9 protein-coding genes are annotated in these 15,779 nt (G+C 42.8%); 7 read left to right on the top strand and 2 right to left on the bottom strand.

Going from position 1 to position 15,779, the window contains the following annotated elements:
* The first annotated feature begins 47 nt into the window (after positions 1–47).
* From DEO27_RS11785 to DEO27_RS11760, 7 genes are all read left to right on the top strand, one after another.
* Positions 48–3,335, top strand: coding sequence for a SusC/RagA family TonB-linked outer membrane protein (locus DEO27_RS11785; protein ID WP_112566929.1), 3,288 nt, complete (start codon positions 48–50; stop codon positions 3,333–3,335).
* Between the two features lie 12 nt (positions 3,336–3,347).
* Entirely contained in the window at positions 3,348–4,985 is a 1,638-nt protein-coding gene (locus tag DEO27_RS11780) for a RagB/SusD family nutrient uptake outer membrane protein (RefSeq protein ID WP_112566021.1), read from the top strand.
* Positions 4,986–5,053: 68 nt separating this feature from the next.
* A complete protein-coding gene (locus tag DEO27_RS11775) occupies positions 5,054–7,030 on the top strand; it encodes a glycoside hydrolase family 127 protein (RefSeq protein WP_112566024.1) in 1,977 nt (658 codons plus the stop codon).
* Between the two features lie 4 nt (positions 7,031–7,034).
* Positions 7,035–8,861 carry a hypothetical protein gene (locus DEO27_RS11770; RefSeq protein ID WP_146749947.1) on the top strand — a complete coding sequence of 609 codons (1,827 nt, stop codon included), beginning with the start codon at positions 7,035–7,037 and terminating at the stop codon, positions 8,859–8,861.
* On the top strand, positions 8,858–9,241 hold the full coding sequence (locus DEO27_RS11765; RefSeq protein WP_112566030.1) for an SxtJ family membrane protein: 384 nt from the start codon (positions 8,858–8,860) through the stop codon (positions 9,239–9,241). The genes DEO27_RS11770 and DEO27_RS11765 overlap by 4 nt, the downstream gene beginning before the upstream one ends.
* 10 nt (positions 9,242–9,251) lie before the next feature.
* Entirely contained in the window at positions 9,252–9,401 is a 150-nt protein-coding gene (locus DEO27_RS31725) for a DUF5989 family protein (RefSeq protein WP_223818227.1), read from the top strand.
* A gap of 4 nt (positions 9,402–9,405) precedes the next feature.
* Complete coding sequence (locus DEO27_RS11760) at positions 9,406–11,193, top strand: carbamoyltransferase (protein ID WP_112566033.1); 1,788 nt, start codon at positions 9,406–9,408, stop codon at positions 11,191–11,193.
* Between the two features lie 25 nt (positions 11,194–11,218).
* Here the strand turns inward: DEO27_RS11760 and DEO27_RS11755 are convergent, their stop codons facing one another.
* Positions 11,219–12,907, bottom strand: a complete 1,689-nt coding sequence (locus tag DEO27_RS11755) for a hypothetical protein (RefSeq protein ID WP_112566036.1) — start codon at positions 12,905–12,907, stop codon at positions 11,219–11,221.
* 7 nt (positions 12,908–12,914) lie between these two features.
* Positions 12,915–15,662 (bottom strand): glycosyltransferase family 2 protein, encoded by a 2,748-nt coding sequence (locus DEO27_RS11750; protein WP_223818226.1) that lies wholly within the window; start codon positions 15,660–15,662, stop codon positions 12,915–12,917.
* Between the last annotated feature and the right edge of the window lie 117 nt (positions 15,663–15,779).

The raw sequence follows: 15,779 nt of genomic DNA, 5'->3' as shown, positions 1-15,779 counted from the left end.
AATGTATGAAGATTTATTTACAAAACCACTTTGACTGGTGTAAAATTATGAGAATCACTTTTAGTCAAATTTTAATACTGCTCGTTTTTACAGGCGTTTCCCTGGCTAATCCCAGCAAGGGGCAAAGCCTGCTTGACAGGCGTGTTGATTATAATATTCAAAATGCAAGCCTTGTAAAAGCAATTCAGCAGCTGGAAAAAGCTACCAGTTTGAAGTTTGTTTACCATCTGAACCTGGTTGAAAAAGAACAGGGTTTGTCGCTTGATGCCAAACAGGAAAAACTGCGCGATGTTCTTGATAAACTACTTACCCCAAGGGGGATTACTTTCGATATCATTGGCGATCAGATTGTTTTGGGTAAAGCAAATCCGGCAAAGCAGGATAACGCTGATGATAAGGAGGATGCACCACTCGCGGTTGCAAAAACAATAACGGGTAAAGTAACCGATGATCATGATCAGCCTCTGCCCGGCGTTACTGTAGCGCTTAAGGGCACTACCGTTGGCGCGCAAACAGATGTAAATGGAAAATATAGCATCAACATCCCTGATTCGGAAACTGAAAGGGCTTTATTGTTATTCTCATTTATCGGTTTTACTTCGCAGGAAATCCCGGCGGGTGGCCGTACGGTAATTAACGTACAATTGAAAGCTACACCAAGTTCATTGAATGAGGTTATAGTAATAGGCTACGGCAGTCAGCGTAAAGGCGACGTAACCAGCTCGGTAGCTACCGTAAAAGCCGAAAACTTTGTAAAAGGCCCGGTATTGGATGCCGGCCAGCTTTTACAGGGCAAAGTGGCAGGTCTTACGGTTTCAGCCCCAAGCGGTGATCCAACATCAGGCTCACAGATTGCATTAAGGGGTAATACTACCTTATTTGGCGCCAATTCAGATCCTTTGGTATTGGTTGACGGCGTTCCCGGAAGTTTAAAAACCGTAGTGCCTGAAGATATTGAAACTATCGACGTATTAAAAGATGGTTCGGCTGCGGCTATTTATGGTGTGCGTGGTACAAACGGCGTTATCATTATTACTACAAAAAGAGCGACAGGCAATTTCACCAATGCCGTTGATTACAGCGGTTACGTAAGTACCCAAACCTTAGCCCGCGAACCTAAACTTTTTACAGCCGCCGATTACCGCCAGCAAATTGCCGCCGGTACAAGGGATAAATCATATGACCAGGGCAGCTCGACCGACTGGCTTAAAGCAATCTCTAATAACCTGCCAATAACTACAGTACACAATTTAACATTACGTGGCGGTACCAGCAAAACCAATTACCTGGCATCGGTTAATTACCGTTCGTTAAATGGTATTTTCCAAAAATCAGATAACAAGACATTTTCGGGCAGGGTTGATATCAATCATTACATGTTTGATGATAAGGTAAAGATCAACTTTGGCTTATTACAGCAAAATAACAGCTTTACCCAAACACAGGATGGCGGTACTTTTAATGGTTATACCTATCGCCAGGCCATATTGCAAAACCCTACCTCGCCAATTAAAAATGCCGATGGCACTTATTTTGAACAGCCAAGCATTTTCAATTATCAAAACCCGGTATCCATGTTGTACAACAGCGATGGCCATACCTCTAATACAACTTCAAAATATAATTCGACTATAACTTACACACCAATTAGCGGCTTGAAGCTTTCGGCACTGGGTTCATACACCCGCTTTAACCAGGTTGCAGGTTATTCAGAAAACAAACAAAATATTTCCAATATCCGCGATCACCTGAATGGTTATGCGGGTGTTGGCCAAACCCAGTCAATTGACAGGTTGTTGGAGCTAACTGCCGAATACCGTAAAACAATAGGCAGCCATAACTTCTCAGTTTTAGGTGGATACAGCTACCAGGATAACGACACGTTCGGCTTTTTTGAGCAGAACCATGATTTCCCTACTGATATTTTCAGCTATAACAACATTGGTCTTGGCCGTGCTGCTGCCGAAGGTTTGGGAGTTGAAAACAGCTCAAGGTCACAAACCAATTTGATCAGCTTTTTTGGCCGTGCTACCTATAATTACAAAGACAGGTATTTGCTATTGGCCAGTGTGCGACGCGAAGAGGCCAGCCAGTTATATGGCACTAAAGAGCCCTGGGGTACATTCCCGGCAGTGCAGGTGGGCTGGCGTTTAACCAAGGAACCTTTTATGCAGTCGCAGCGTATTTTTGATGATTTAAAATTCCGTGCAGGTTACGGTGTTACCGGTAACCAGCCAAGCCAAGGATTTTTGGGAGTGGGATTGTTAGGCTATGGTTATTATGTGTACTCAAACGGGCAATGGATCCAAACGCTTGGCCCGTCACAAAACCCAAATCCGGATTTGAAATGGGAAGAAAAACATGAGGCCGACCTTGGTTTGGATTTCAGCTTACTGAAAGGCATGGTTACAGGTTCAGTCGATCTGTATGATCGTAAAATTAAAGGCTTATTGTATGACTATGCCGTGCCAAGTCCGCCGAACTTATACAATAGTACCAGAGCAAACGTAGGTACCATGCAAAATAAAGGTATCGAGGTTATCGTAAATGTTACCCCAATCCGCTCGGCAAATTTCCAATGGACAAGCAGCTTTAATTTTTCGACCAACTCCAATAAACTGATCAGTTTATCAAATAGTATTTACAAAACTACCAGCGATTACTTTACTACAGGTAGCACCGGTGAGCCTATTCAAACCTTTACTAACATTGTAAGGGTGGGTAAAAATATAGGTGATTTCTATGGCTTTAAAGTTACCGGCGTATCACAGGATGGACAATGGATTTACGAAGATGCAAACGGTAAATCGGTGGCTTATAAAGATTTCACCCACTCGTTTGAGGATAAGAGAGTACTTGGTAACGGCTTGCCAAAATACTATGCAGGATGGAACAATAATATCAGGTATAAAGACTGGGACTTCAGTGTAACCATGCGTGGCGCATTTGATTACCAAATCCTGAACTTTCAGCGCATGTATTATGAAAATACTTCCATTCAATATTATAACCGTCTAAAATCGGCTAAAGACAAGGTTTTTGGTACTGCAGTACTTAATAATACCATGCCGCTTGAGTTTAACAGCTACTACATTGAAAATGGCGATTTCTGGAAAATTGATAATATAAACCTGGGCTACACTTTTAACAACCTTAAGTCTAAATATATCCACGGAATGCGTGTTTATTTATCAACGCTTAATACGTTCGTGATAACCGGGTACAAAGGTATCGACCCGGAAGTTGATAGGAGCGGTCTTGCTCCCGGTAATGATAACCGCGACAAGTATCCAACCACAAGGACATTTACTATAGGTGCAAGCGCAAGCTTTTAATCATTAAACATCATGAAAAAGATATATTATATACTAAGCAGCCTGATTATCATCAGTATAATTGCTTTTACATTTTCTTGTACTAAATTAAAGGACAAAGATTACGTAACCATTGTAGCAAGCGATTTTAAACCCGGCTCAGAAGATCTGGCATCACTCCTGGGGGCAGGCTATATTTACTGGCGCCCGCTTGAACTGGGCCGTAGCGCCAACTCTGTTTTCAGGACTAATGAGATTTCGGCCGACGAGTTGGTAATCCCGGAACGTCCTAACGGATGGGTTGACGGTGGTATTTACCGCCGGATGCACGAGCATAAGTGGACATCCGACGAGGATAACAGCTACCAGATATGGAACAATGCTTACGCAGGTATTACTACCTGTAACCGTGTTATTTACCAGATTGAAAATGGCCTTATCCCTATGACAACAGGTAAGGAAGCCGCTTTGGCTGAGTTAAAAGTGCTTCGTGCCTCATTTTATTATCCGCTTTGCGATTTTTTTGGCGGTGTACCCATCATTACCAAATTCGATCTGCCTTCCGGTTTCTTGCCAACCCAAAGCACCCGGAAAGATGTTTATGATTTCATTGTATCGGAGGTGACTACCAATTTGCCGCAACTTAGTGCCGCTAATGATCAAACCACTTATGGTAAATTTAACCAGTGGGCGGCGCACGCGTTGCTGGCTAAGGTGTACCTTAATGCAGGCGTTTATACCGGTACCCCGGCCTGGGACAAATGTATTACCGAATGTAATGCCATCATTAATTCGGGCGTGGGTTTTGGCCTGGAAGCCAGCCAAAGCACGGTTTTTGCAACAGAGAACCAGCTTTCAAAAGAGATTGTTTTTGCTATCCCTTTTGATGAAAAATATACTGCTGATGGCGCAAACGCTTTTGCCCTGCACATGGAAAGCCTGGAACCTGAAAACCAGGCAACCTATAACTTCCAATATTCGCCATGGGGCGGCATCTGCGCTATACCACAGTTCATCAATACGTTTGACCCGGATGACAGCCGTTTAAAGAACAACTGGATCCAGGGGCAGCAATATACCCTGGCAGGTGTGCCTATTAATGGTTCACTGGGTGCTTACACAGGCAAGCCTTTAAACTATATCAACGTAGTGCCCGGTGTCGATTCAACTGAAGAGGTACACGGCTTTCGCTTAGGAAAGTTTGAGTACAAACAAGGGGCCTTACTGGGCTTGAGTAATGATTTTCCGCTATTCCGCTACGCCGACGTGCTGATGATGAAAGCCGAATGTCTCCTGCGTTCAGGCGATGCAAACGGTGCGGCAGCTTTGGTTACACAGGTTAGGCAGCGCGATTTTGCATCCAACCCGGCAAAAGCAACGGTTACCGGAGCTCAGTTGCAAGCGGGTAGTGTGTATGATTATGGCTTAAGAAATCACATCAATACCTCGCACGAAGGTGGTGCGGATATCCAGTATGGAAGGTTTTTGGATGAGCTGGGCTGGGAGTTTACTACCGAAGGCCGTCGCAGGCAGGATTTGATCCGCTTTGGAGTATTTACCAAAAAATCATGGCTGTCACATTCGCCCAATGGCGATTACCGGGCATTACTGCCCTTACCAAGGCAGGAAGTTGTTAAAAACCCTAACCTGAAACAAAATACAGGCTATTAATCAAATAAATTGAATCAGCGGAAGGTCGCGTGATCTTCTGCTGATTTCTGAACTAATATATCATCAGAATGAAAAGAATACTCATTGCATTATCGTTTTATTGCGGCGCTGCTTACGCGCAAACCAAGGACTATCCCATAAAGCCGGTACCATTTACCGATGTAAAGCTCAGCGATAAGTTTTGGACCCCGCGTATCGAAACTAACCGCACGGTTACTATTCCTGCGTCATTTGCCAGGTGCGAGAATACCGGCAGGGTTAAAAACTTTGAAATGGCAGCAGCTCGCAGCGGTAAATTTTGCACCAAGTTCCCTTTTGATGATACCGATATTTATAAAACGATTGAAGGGGCATCTTACTCCATGGCAGTTCATCCGGATGCCAAACTTGATGCTTATGTTGATTCGCTGATCACTATTGTTGGCAAAGCCCAGGAGCCGGACGGATACCTGTATACAGCCCGTACTATTGATCCGCTGCATCCGCATGCCTGGTCGGGCCCGGAGCGCTGGGTAAAGGAGAACGAATTGAGCCATGAGCTGTATAACTCTGGTCATATGTTTGAAGCGGCCGCGGCTCATTACGTGGCTACCAATAAACGCAACTTTTTAGATATCGCCCTTAAAAACGCCGATCTGCTGGTTAAAACCTTCGGCCCCGGTAAAAGGCACGTAGCGCCGGGACATGAAATTGTGGAGATGGGACTGGTACGCTTGTACCGTATCACCGGAAAAAAAGAATACCTGGACCTGGCTAAGTTTTTTATTGACGAAAGAGGGCATCGCACCTACGACAAAACCAGTACCGACGAATGGAAAAACGGAATGTACTGGCAGGATAACGAACCCGTTATAGCACAAGAAGATGCCGAAGGGCATGCTGTAAGGGCAATGTACCTGTACTCGGGCATGGCCGATGTAGCCGCTTTAACCGGCGACAAGGAATACATTACAGCCATTGATAAAATATGGAACAATATGATTGGTAAAAAGATCTATGTACAGGGTGGCATTGGTGCTGTTCCCGGTGGCGAGCGTTTTGGTGCAGATTATGAGCTGCCAAACACTACAGCCTATAACGAAACCTGCGCCGCAATAGGTGATGTTTTCTGGAACCAGAGGATGTTCCTGCTGCACGGTGAATCAAAATATATTGATGTGCTGGAAAAGGTTTTATACAACGGGTTAATTTCGGGCGTTGGGTTGGATGGTAAAACATTCTTCTACACCAATGCTATGCAGGTAACCAATGGCGTTTCGCACCATGAACTTGAGCCCGAACGTTCCGGCTGGTTTGAATGTTCATGCTGCCCAACCAATATGGCGCGTTTTCTACCTTCATTATCGGGTTATATGTATGCCCAAAAAGGAAATAGTGTTTTTGTTAACCTGTTTATCGCGGGCACGGCAAATATAGAGGTAGGCGGTAAAAAAGTAAATATCGCGCAAAGCAACAGCTACCCCTGGAATGGAGCTTTATCTTTTGCTGTGGCTCCGGAAGCACCAACCAATTTTGCGCTACGCATCCGGATCCCGGGTTGGGTAAGGGCAGAGGCTATCCCTTCTGATCTGTATGCTTTTCAGAATAAATCAGCAGCGAAGATCAGTCTTAAATTAAATGGCAAAGTAGTTCCTTACAAAGTTGAAAACGGTTATGCTGTAATTAGCAGGCAATGGAAAAAAGGTGATAACATCGAGCTAAACTTGCCAATGGAGGTTAAAAAAGTTGTTGCCAACAAGGCATTGGTTGATGATAAAGGCAAAACGGCCTTACAGCGTGGACCGATCATGTATTGTGCCGAATGGAAAGATAATGGCGGCACAGTAAGCAATCTGGAAATCCCGGCAAACGCCGCGTTTAAACCTGTTGCCGAACCAGGTTTACTGAACGGTGTAACTGTTTTAAAAGGACAGGCTTTAAGCAAAACCAATGGTGAAGCTGTTAAGAAAGTAGAACTCACCGCGATACCATATTATTCGTGGGCTAATCGTGGTAAAGGCGAAATGACTGTTTGGTTCCCGGAAGTAAATGCCGCCGCAAAATAAACACATGAAGCCTCAGCAATTGTCACGGAAAAAATTAAGGTGGTTCAGAGTAATAGCTTTAAGCATCCCTGTACTGATTTTATTACTTGCCGAAGTATTGCTGAGGCTTTTTAATTACGGACACGATACCAGTTTATTTATCAGATACCCCGACGATAATAGCTATTGGGTGATTAACAAATACGCGTCTGAAAAGTATTTCACCGACACCGCCAACGCTACCAAAGGCAACATTGAACCCTTCAAGGTTGTAAAAGCAAAAAACACATTCAGGATTTTTGTGCTTGGCGAATCCACGACGGCTGGCTATCCGTACCTGCATAACGGCTCATTTCACCGTTGGCTGCAATACCGCTTAATGCATACGTACCCAGATGTTAATTTCGAGGTGATCAACGTATCCTTAACCGCGGTAAACTCTTATACTGTGTTGGATTTTGGCAAGCAGGTAGTTAATTATCAGCCCAATGCTGTATTAGTTTATACCGGTCACAATGAATATTACGGTGCCTTGGGGATCGGTTCAACCAGTCATATCGCCAATAACAGGTTTTTAGTGCAAACTGTACTATCGCTTAAGGACTTGAGGTTGGTGCAGCTGGCCAACAATATCATAGACAGTTTTAAACCGGTATCATCCAAGCCCGACCAGCGTGATAACCTGATGGAACGAATGGCTAAACAGCAGTCTATCTCTTATCACTCTGAAGCATATAGGGCGGGAGTAACACAGTTTAAGGATAATATGACGGAACTTTGCCGGTTTATGCAGGACAAAAAAATCCCTGTTTTTTTAAGCACATTGGTTAGTAATGAAAAAGATCTGAAGCCCTTTATCAGCGATACTTCTGATACATCGGCCAATATGCTATATGCACAGGCCAATGATTCTTACCAGGCGGCTAAATGCCAACAGGCTAAACAGGAATTTATCAGGGCTAAAGAATTGGATCTCTTGCGCTTTCGCGCGCCGGAGGCTATGAATGGTATCATTATCGGTCTTGCCAAACAGTTCAGTAATATTCATTTGGTAAATGCCCGGGCCGTTTTTGAACAACATTCGCCAAATGGTATCCTGGGCAACGAAACCCTGCTTGAGCATGTGCATCCCAATTTATATGGCTATGCGTTGCTTTCGGACGCCTTTTATCAGTCATTGGAAAATGCTAAACTCATTAAAGCCCAGGCCGATCATGAAATGAGTTTAACAGAGTTACTTAGCCGGATGCCGATTACCAGCGTTGATTCATTATATGGTGCTTATACCATCATGATGCTGAAGGCCGGCTGGCCTTTCAATGAGCCAATCCGTGCAGGCTTTAAAAGAGGAGATGATATCTCCGCACAACTGGCCGGAGCTTTATCCGTAAACCGTATCAGTTGGTTGGATGCTATGGATCAGTTATTTAAATACAGTATGAAAACCGGTGATAAAAAAAAGGCGCTGAAAGCTGTTGAAGCCGTAATGCTGGAGAAACCTCAAAATGCAACCTATCCCATTTACGCGGGAAGGTTAAGTTTTGAGCTGGGCGACAGCGACGGTGCTGCTTTTTACTTTAAAAAAGCCTATCAGCTTGACCCTTCCTTTGCCAACACGCAAACCATGTACCTGGTGTTTTTGAAAAGCGACCAGCCCGCTAAGGCCACACCGTATATCGATTCGGCCATAAGGCAGCATCCCTCGGATATCGAACTTGTGAATTTAAAAGCTATAGTAGGAGAGATCATCAGGCTAAAAAACACAACCGACAAAAAAGCCTACATGCAAATAGCAGCCGACTACCATGCCGTTGGCGCGGATGAAGCTGCTGTAAAATATAAACAACAATGAATAGCAAGGAAGTAAACCGGAAATTCGGCCTCGTTGTAGGCGGCGTATGTTTATTGATATCGATATGGCGATATATAACCCATCATCACTTGATAATCTGGTTATCTGCAATAGGAATTTTGCTTGTATTTTTAGCGCTAATTATTCCGCTGCTTTTAAATCCCTTACGATTGCTTTGGGACATCATTGGCAACTTTTTGGGATCGATCAATACCACTATCATTTTGTTTGTTTTGTATTTCCTGGTGATCACGTCAATTGGCCTGATGATGCGCTTGTTCAAAAAAAGCAAACTCGAGTTGAGGTTCGATCCGCAGGCTCTCAGCTACTGGAAACCGGTAAAGTCGGAAGATCATCAATCTATGAAACATCAATTTTAATCATACAGCAATGGAAGTTATAGCCGAATTTTTTATGTTCCTGAAATCGAGAAAGCGTTTGTGGTTATGGCCGCTGTTTATCCTGCTTTTTTTGTTAAGCCTGTTGCTTGTTTTGGCACAGGGCTCCGTGCTCGCGCCTTTTATTTATTCCTTGTTTTAGGTCGATGTATATTTTGGGGGTTTCGGCTTATTTTCATGACAGCGCGGCCTGTTTACTCCGGGATGAACATATTGTTGCTGCAGCGCAGGAGGAGCGTTTCACCCGCAAAAAAAATGACGAAGGCTTCCCGGTTAATGCTGTAAAATACTGTTTGTTGGAAGCCAGAATCTCTTTGAATGAGGTTGATCACATCGTTTTTTACGAAAAACCATTCCTGAAATTTGAACGGCTTTTGGAAACCTATTTGGCTTTCGCTCCGTCGGGTTTTATTTCGTTTATGAAGGCGATGCCTGTATGGCTTAAGGATAAGCTATTTCTGAAAGGGAATATCATTAAACAGCTGAAAATAATTGACGGTAATTGGGATACAAAAAAAGCCAGCTTGCTGTTCTCTTCGCATCACCAATCGCATGCTGCTTCAGCATTTTATCCATCGCCATTTAATAAAGCAGTTATCCTTACTGCCGATGGTGTAGGGGAGTGGACAACTACATCTGTAGCTATTGGTGAGGGTAATAAAATAGAACAGCTTAAGGAGATCAGTTTCCCGCATTCCATAGGTCTGTTGTATTCGGCATTTACCTATTATCTTGGTTTTAAGGTTAATTGCGATGAATATAAAGTGATGGGCCTGGCGCCTTATGGCAAACCTGTTTATGTGGATCTGATATTTAAGCATATTGTGGACTTAAAAACCGATGATTCATTCCGGTTGGATATGCGGTATTTTAATTATTGCCAGGGGCTCACCATGACCTCTACATGTTTTAATGAATTATTTAGCCATGCAGCCCGTAAGCCCCAATCAACTATTACCCCCTTTCATATGGATGTGGCCGCATCCATACAAACAGCAGCCGAACGGATTATGCTTACCTTAACTAAAGCATTACACCAGGAATACCAGATTGATGACCTTTGTATGGCTGGCGGCGTAGCGCTCAACTGCGTAGTTAACGGTAAAATATTAAAGCAATCGGGCTTTAAGCGCTTGTGGATCCAACCGGCTGCGGGTGATGCGGGCGGAGCTTTAGGAGCAGCTTATGCCGTATATTATGAACATTTAGGTAATGGGCGTGAAGATACTCAAGGTGAAGACAAAATGCAGAACGCTTTGCTTGGGCCCTCATTTAGCTCCGCTGCTATAAGTAAATGTTTAATTGATAACCACTTTCGGTTTAACGAATTAGAAACCTCCGATCTGCATGGTAAAATCGCGCAGCACCTTAGTGAAGGTAAAGTAGTAGGTTATTTTAAGGGTCGGGCCGAATTCGGCCCGCGGGCATTAGGCGCAAGAAGCATACTGGCAGATCCACGGAGAGCTGATATGCAAACCGTTTTAAATCAAAAGATCAAGTTCCGGGAATCATTCCGGCCATTTGCGCCTGCGGTATTAGAAGAACACGCCGCTGCCTACTTTGGTTTGGAAACCCAAAGCCCTTATATGCTATTGGTTAGCGCAATCAACCAGGAATTACGCATTGCTTCAACCAGCGAAGACCAGCTAAGCGCATTTGATCAGTTAAAGATTAAAAGATCAATAATTCCGGCGGTAACGCATGTTGATTATACTGCCAGGGTACAAACCGTCAACGCAGATCGTCATCCCGATTTTTATAAGCTTATCAAAGCTTTTTACGATTTAACTGGTTGTCCGTGCGTAATTAATACTTCATTTAACAGGATGGATGAACCTATTGTGAACACGCCACAAGAGGCCATTGACTGTTTTCTTCAAACCGATATGGATGTTTTGATAATTGAAAATTTCCTCGTAGAAAAGAGAGTATAAGCTATAAAACCCGAACCTTCCCGGTCTACCTTTTAAGAAGCTTGCAAAATTTAATCATAGATTGTTTGCTGATACTCCAATCCGGAGCTTTAATATTGCCCCAGGCTTTGGGATTGTCATATAGGTTAAAATAGCAAACGCCAAATACGTGCGGATTGGCATTTATTGTTTTTGCTGCATCAATAAGCCATTTGTCCTGAAAGTTTTCTGGCCCTTTTACACCAAATTCAGTTATAAATAGTGGTTTATCAAGAAATCTCATCCTGAAATATTTTCTGTTGAATATGGTACTAAGGGCTTCCTGTTTCTCCGGGTCGGTAATGTTTTTGTCCGGCAAACCATAAATGGCTATACTTATAAAATCCACAACATCGCTGCCTGGCCAAAAATCAGCAGAGCCGCGATCACCGGCAGGGCCCCATACTTTTTTAACGTTTTTACCCGGCCCACCATTAAACTGCATAAAATATCTAAAGGCGTTGATATAAGTAACAGGTTCCTGACTTTGCCACGCGTAACGGTGTATCGGGATTTCCATTTCGTGCATCCATCGCAGGTAAACGGTGGTATCGGTTGCAGAAATTATGGCAAATAGTTTTTTGATCTGTTCGTTATAGCGCCCTTTCAATATGCTCTCCAAAACAGCGGTGTCAGGTTTACCGGTTATATCCCGCCATGGCTCCATGGTTACAATTACCTCGTGGTGGCGATTAATAGCCTCTGTGAATTTTTTCTCAAAATCGCCCCGTTCCAGTTCGCCCCAATCGGTAAAAATATGCTCTACGTTAATCTCAGGTTGGTTAACCAGCCGTTTGTTAGGGTCAAACACACCGATCTTTAATGAAGTTCGATTGGGTTTTGCTTTAATGCTGTCTGTATAATTGCTTTTACTATAAATAGTATTGCTGTAAGTTGTAACTAAATTCTTTTGTTCATTTAGCCAACTGTACTGTAAATCCGTTTTGCCCTTATCACTACCCATGATCAATACTGGTTTGCCAATAAACCTCAGGCGATGCAGCTTGTGCTTTAACATTGCAACAGTTGTTTGGTCTTGCGGATAAAAGTGAGTCGTGAGTTCAGACCAGCTGCCAAGTGTTATGCTTGCATAATCAACTGTTTTATTTCCCGGCCAATATTCAGTATCACCGGGATATCCTGACGGCCCCCAAACGATTTGTACATTGGGAGCATAGGTTTTTATCTTTCTTGAAAAATAGTTGAATGAACTAATATAGTCATTAGGAGATTTAAATTGCCAAGGATAAACGCCGGCAGGTACTTCCATATCGGGGTTCCAGCGAATAAATACTTGATGGCTGCTCTTTGCAACTATGGCAGCCAATTTATTGAACTGCTTATTAAATCGGCCTTTAAGTACTTCCGTTAAAACATTGTTTGTGTAATCAGAGCCTTTAAGCCAGGTTTCTAAAGTGATCAATACATCTCCCTTAGTTAATGCTGTTTCTAAATCTCCATAGTTTGACCATAACGCCGTGTTTGTTAATACGCCTCTGTAACATGAAATAGTTTTAACAGGTTGGGACTTGTTTAAGTTGGTTGGATCAAATACAGCTAATACCTGCTCATTGGTGGGGTAGTAACGATTCATCAAATAACTCTTAAAAGAAAAGCGCATGTTTAGTAGCAAGATACCTGCCAATAATATACCCAGGCCAACTGCTATATAAACTTTAGAGGATGTTTTTTTCACTTAACAATTAATTTTGAAGAGGTGTATTTAAAGTGGTATAGTCATCAGTCATGTTATCGCCTTTGGCAGCAACGAGATATATTCTGTACCTGTCGTCGTTTTGTGGAATTGTAACATTTATACTTGGTCCATCACCCAATTTTTTCATATCGGTGGCATTGCCCCAGTTGTCTGTTTTGATCAGGTACCATTCAAATTTTAAGTCGTTTTTCAAATAGCCTGCTATATTCCATTTGTTGTATGCATAAATCAGGGCGTTGTAAGACAACGAGGTGCCAGGAGTTGTTGTTAAGGCCGGTTTTAATATTTTAATATGAGGCAAGTTGTAGCTGGCTACGGAGCCATTCCAGCGTTTGCTTATATTATACAGATATGGCTTATTTCGGCCCCAAATATCTTTTAAACCATCAAGTGTAATAGCTACGCCACTTTGCTGATCCTGCCAGTTGGCATAAAAAGCCCCGCCGGAAGGTTCTTTGCCCGCAAGCGCCATGGGATCGGCACTGCTAAAGAAAAAAGGAGCTTTAAGATCTGATTTTACAAATTTTAATACATGCTTGTTATTAATGATCAATCCAAATGCATCAATTTGAGGCATCTGCTCATGTAATAAACTCATAGTAGTGCCAAGTGAAGGGGACGACAGTAGATCCATTGTTAATGACCTGGTAGGGTCTGCCTGTTTGATTGCCTTTACCAGGAGCTTTAAAAAACTGATATAATGCTCTTGGGCTTGCTGCAATTCTGCCTCTTTATAATATTGAGTCAGTTGCTGGTAACTATTGTTGCCCAGGTTCCATGCACTAATTTGAGGATTTGATTTGTTCTTGTTTATTATATTAAGAATAATAGCGGTTTGATCCCTTAAATAGCTGGTGTCATTTAAAAAGTTTGTCGGATCCGGCATCCAAAAACTGTAGTGTATTTTTAAGTTTTTTTTATCCGCAGCATCAAAAATAGAGCGGTCGTAGATATTAGGCCCATATATTTTGATAGTATTTACTCCTGCTTTGCGCATCTCATCAAAGTCGTCCATAATGATCTTTTTTGTGAGCGGAGTTATGTTTTTGTACCAGTAGTTCCCTTTTGAGTAGATCACACCTTTAACGGACGTGAAAAATGAAGGGTTTGCCAATATTTGTTCCTGATCTTTTACCTCATCTTCCGCGCTGGTTAATGTATCGGTTAAAGGATCTTTTTGAGCAGTATGAAAAGATACGAGAGAAGGACCTTTACTCATGCTGCCCGAATCATCATCTGAATTCCGGGAGGCATATATGCTTAAACAGACTGCTAACACTGTAAGAATAAGGCTCAATTTTCTTACGCCGCCATATATTCTTCTTCGCAGCAACCAAAAATGCTTTTTAACATGCTGCACTTGCGAAACCATACTAAATAGGGTAGCGTGCTTACCTACGTATCCCTGGAACTTTAGCTCCGAACTTGCTATCAGCATAAAAATCATGAACATGCAATTGAGACTGACTATACCGGCCATGAAAAGCGTAAACGGACTCCAGTCGTCATGAAGGCCGTAAGCGATGGCGGCAATGGAAACTGCCAATACCACGATATTAGGAAGATTGTACCTTAAGTTTTTTTCATCCTTAATATCCTTGGGGGTCGCAATATAAGGAACATCCTTTCTAATAAGGGTGTAGATAAAACCTAAAATGAACACCCACCATGTACCAATAAGTAATAATCCTCCAACTACGTGAAATCCCCGCTCGTTGTCTTCCATTACCCACTGTTGCACAAAATGCCTGATAAGGACAACGGCGGTTATAAAAGGGATGCTAATAACCAAAAACTCCGAAAAATCCATTCTTAATGGAAATACATCCATAAAAAGGGATATAACGGGAATCAGGAAATTAATAAGAAATACAAAGCCCGATAAGTAAAACAAAGGTAAAAGACCGTAGTGTAGCTTTTGCCGCCAGGTGAATTTAGTAAATAGCTGAACATAAGAAGTAACCAGGAGCTCAAAAACACCCCTCGACCATTTTAATTGCTGCTTATAATAGGCAGATAATGTAGCCGGAACAAGGCCTCTCGTCAATACTGCCGGTACATAAATGGATTTCCACTTGCGTGCGTGCAGTTGCATTGCAGTATGCATATCTTCTGCCAGCCCGGCGGCGTGGCCACCAATCGACTCCAACGCCGTTCGCCTGAAAGTACAATTGGCGCCTATGGCCTGAACGGTTCCATAGCTGTTCATGCACATCATCATTGGGCCATAAAACTGGTAGGTTTGTTGTGCCGCGCCTTTCGCTATCCATCCGATGCCCTGGTTGTAGTAAGCCTGTACAATTTGCACATACCCAATTTCAGGATTGTCAAAATGTGCAACTATCGGATCGAGAAAATCGGGTGTAGGCACGTGATCCGGGTCAAGGACAACACACAGTTCGCCTGACGATTGAGCCAATGCATTGTTGATATTACCGGCTTTTGCATTTATCTTTTTAGTTCGGGTAATATGGTGAACTCCAAGTTTCTGGCACACTGATTTTAAATACGGATCATCGGCCTCATCACACAGGTATGCCTGATGCGGATAATGTATAGCCTGAATAGCAGTAAGCGTTTCAACAATCATTTCATATGGCTCACCCGCGCAAAAGGTAGTAAATATATCTACCGAATATTGTTTTGTTAATGGTGGGGTGGTGGGAACGCTTATTGACCAGTAATGATACCACTCATATAATATTTTGAAAAACGTATATATAAAGGTCGACATTAACAGCCAGTAAAGGGGCTGATAGCCGATAACCGATTTTTTGAACAGGCTGTATGTGAAAAAAAGCATGCAGAACACGCCGATGAGAATCATCAATCTCAAATAAAGCAGCTGTAA

It is taken from the genome of Mucilaginibacter rubeus, assembly GCF_003286415.2.
Taxonomy (GTDB): domain Bacteria; phylum Bacteroidota; class Bacteroidia; order Sphingobacteriales; family Sphingobacteriaceae; genus Mucilaginibacter; species Mucilaginibacter rubeus_A.
The sequence above is the reverse complement of the archived record's forward strand: the minus strand, read 5'-3'. Positions and strand labels throughout refer to the sequence as shown.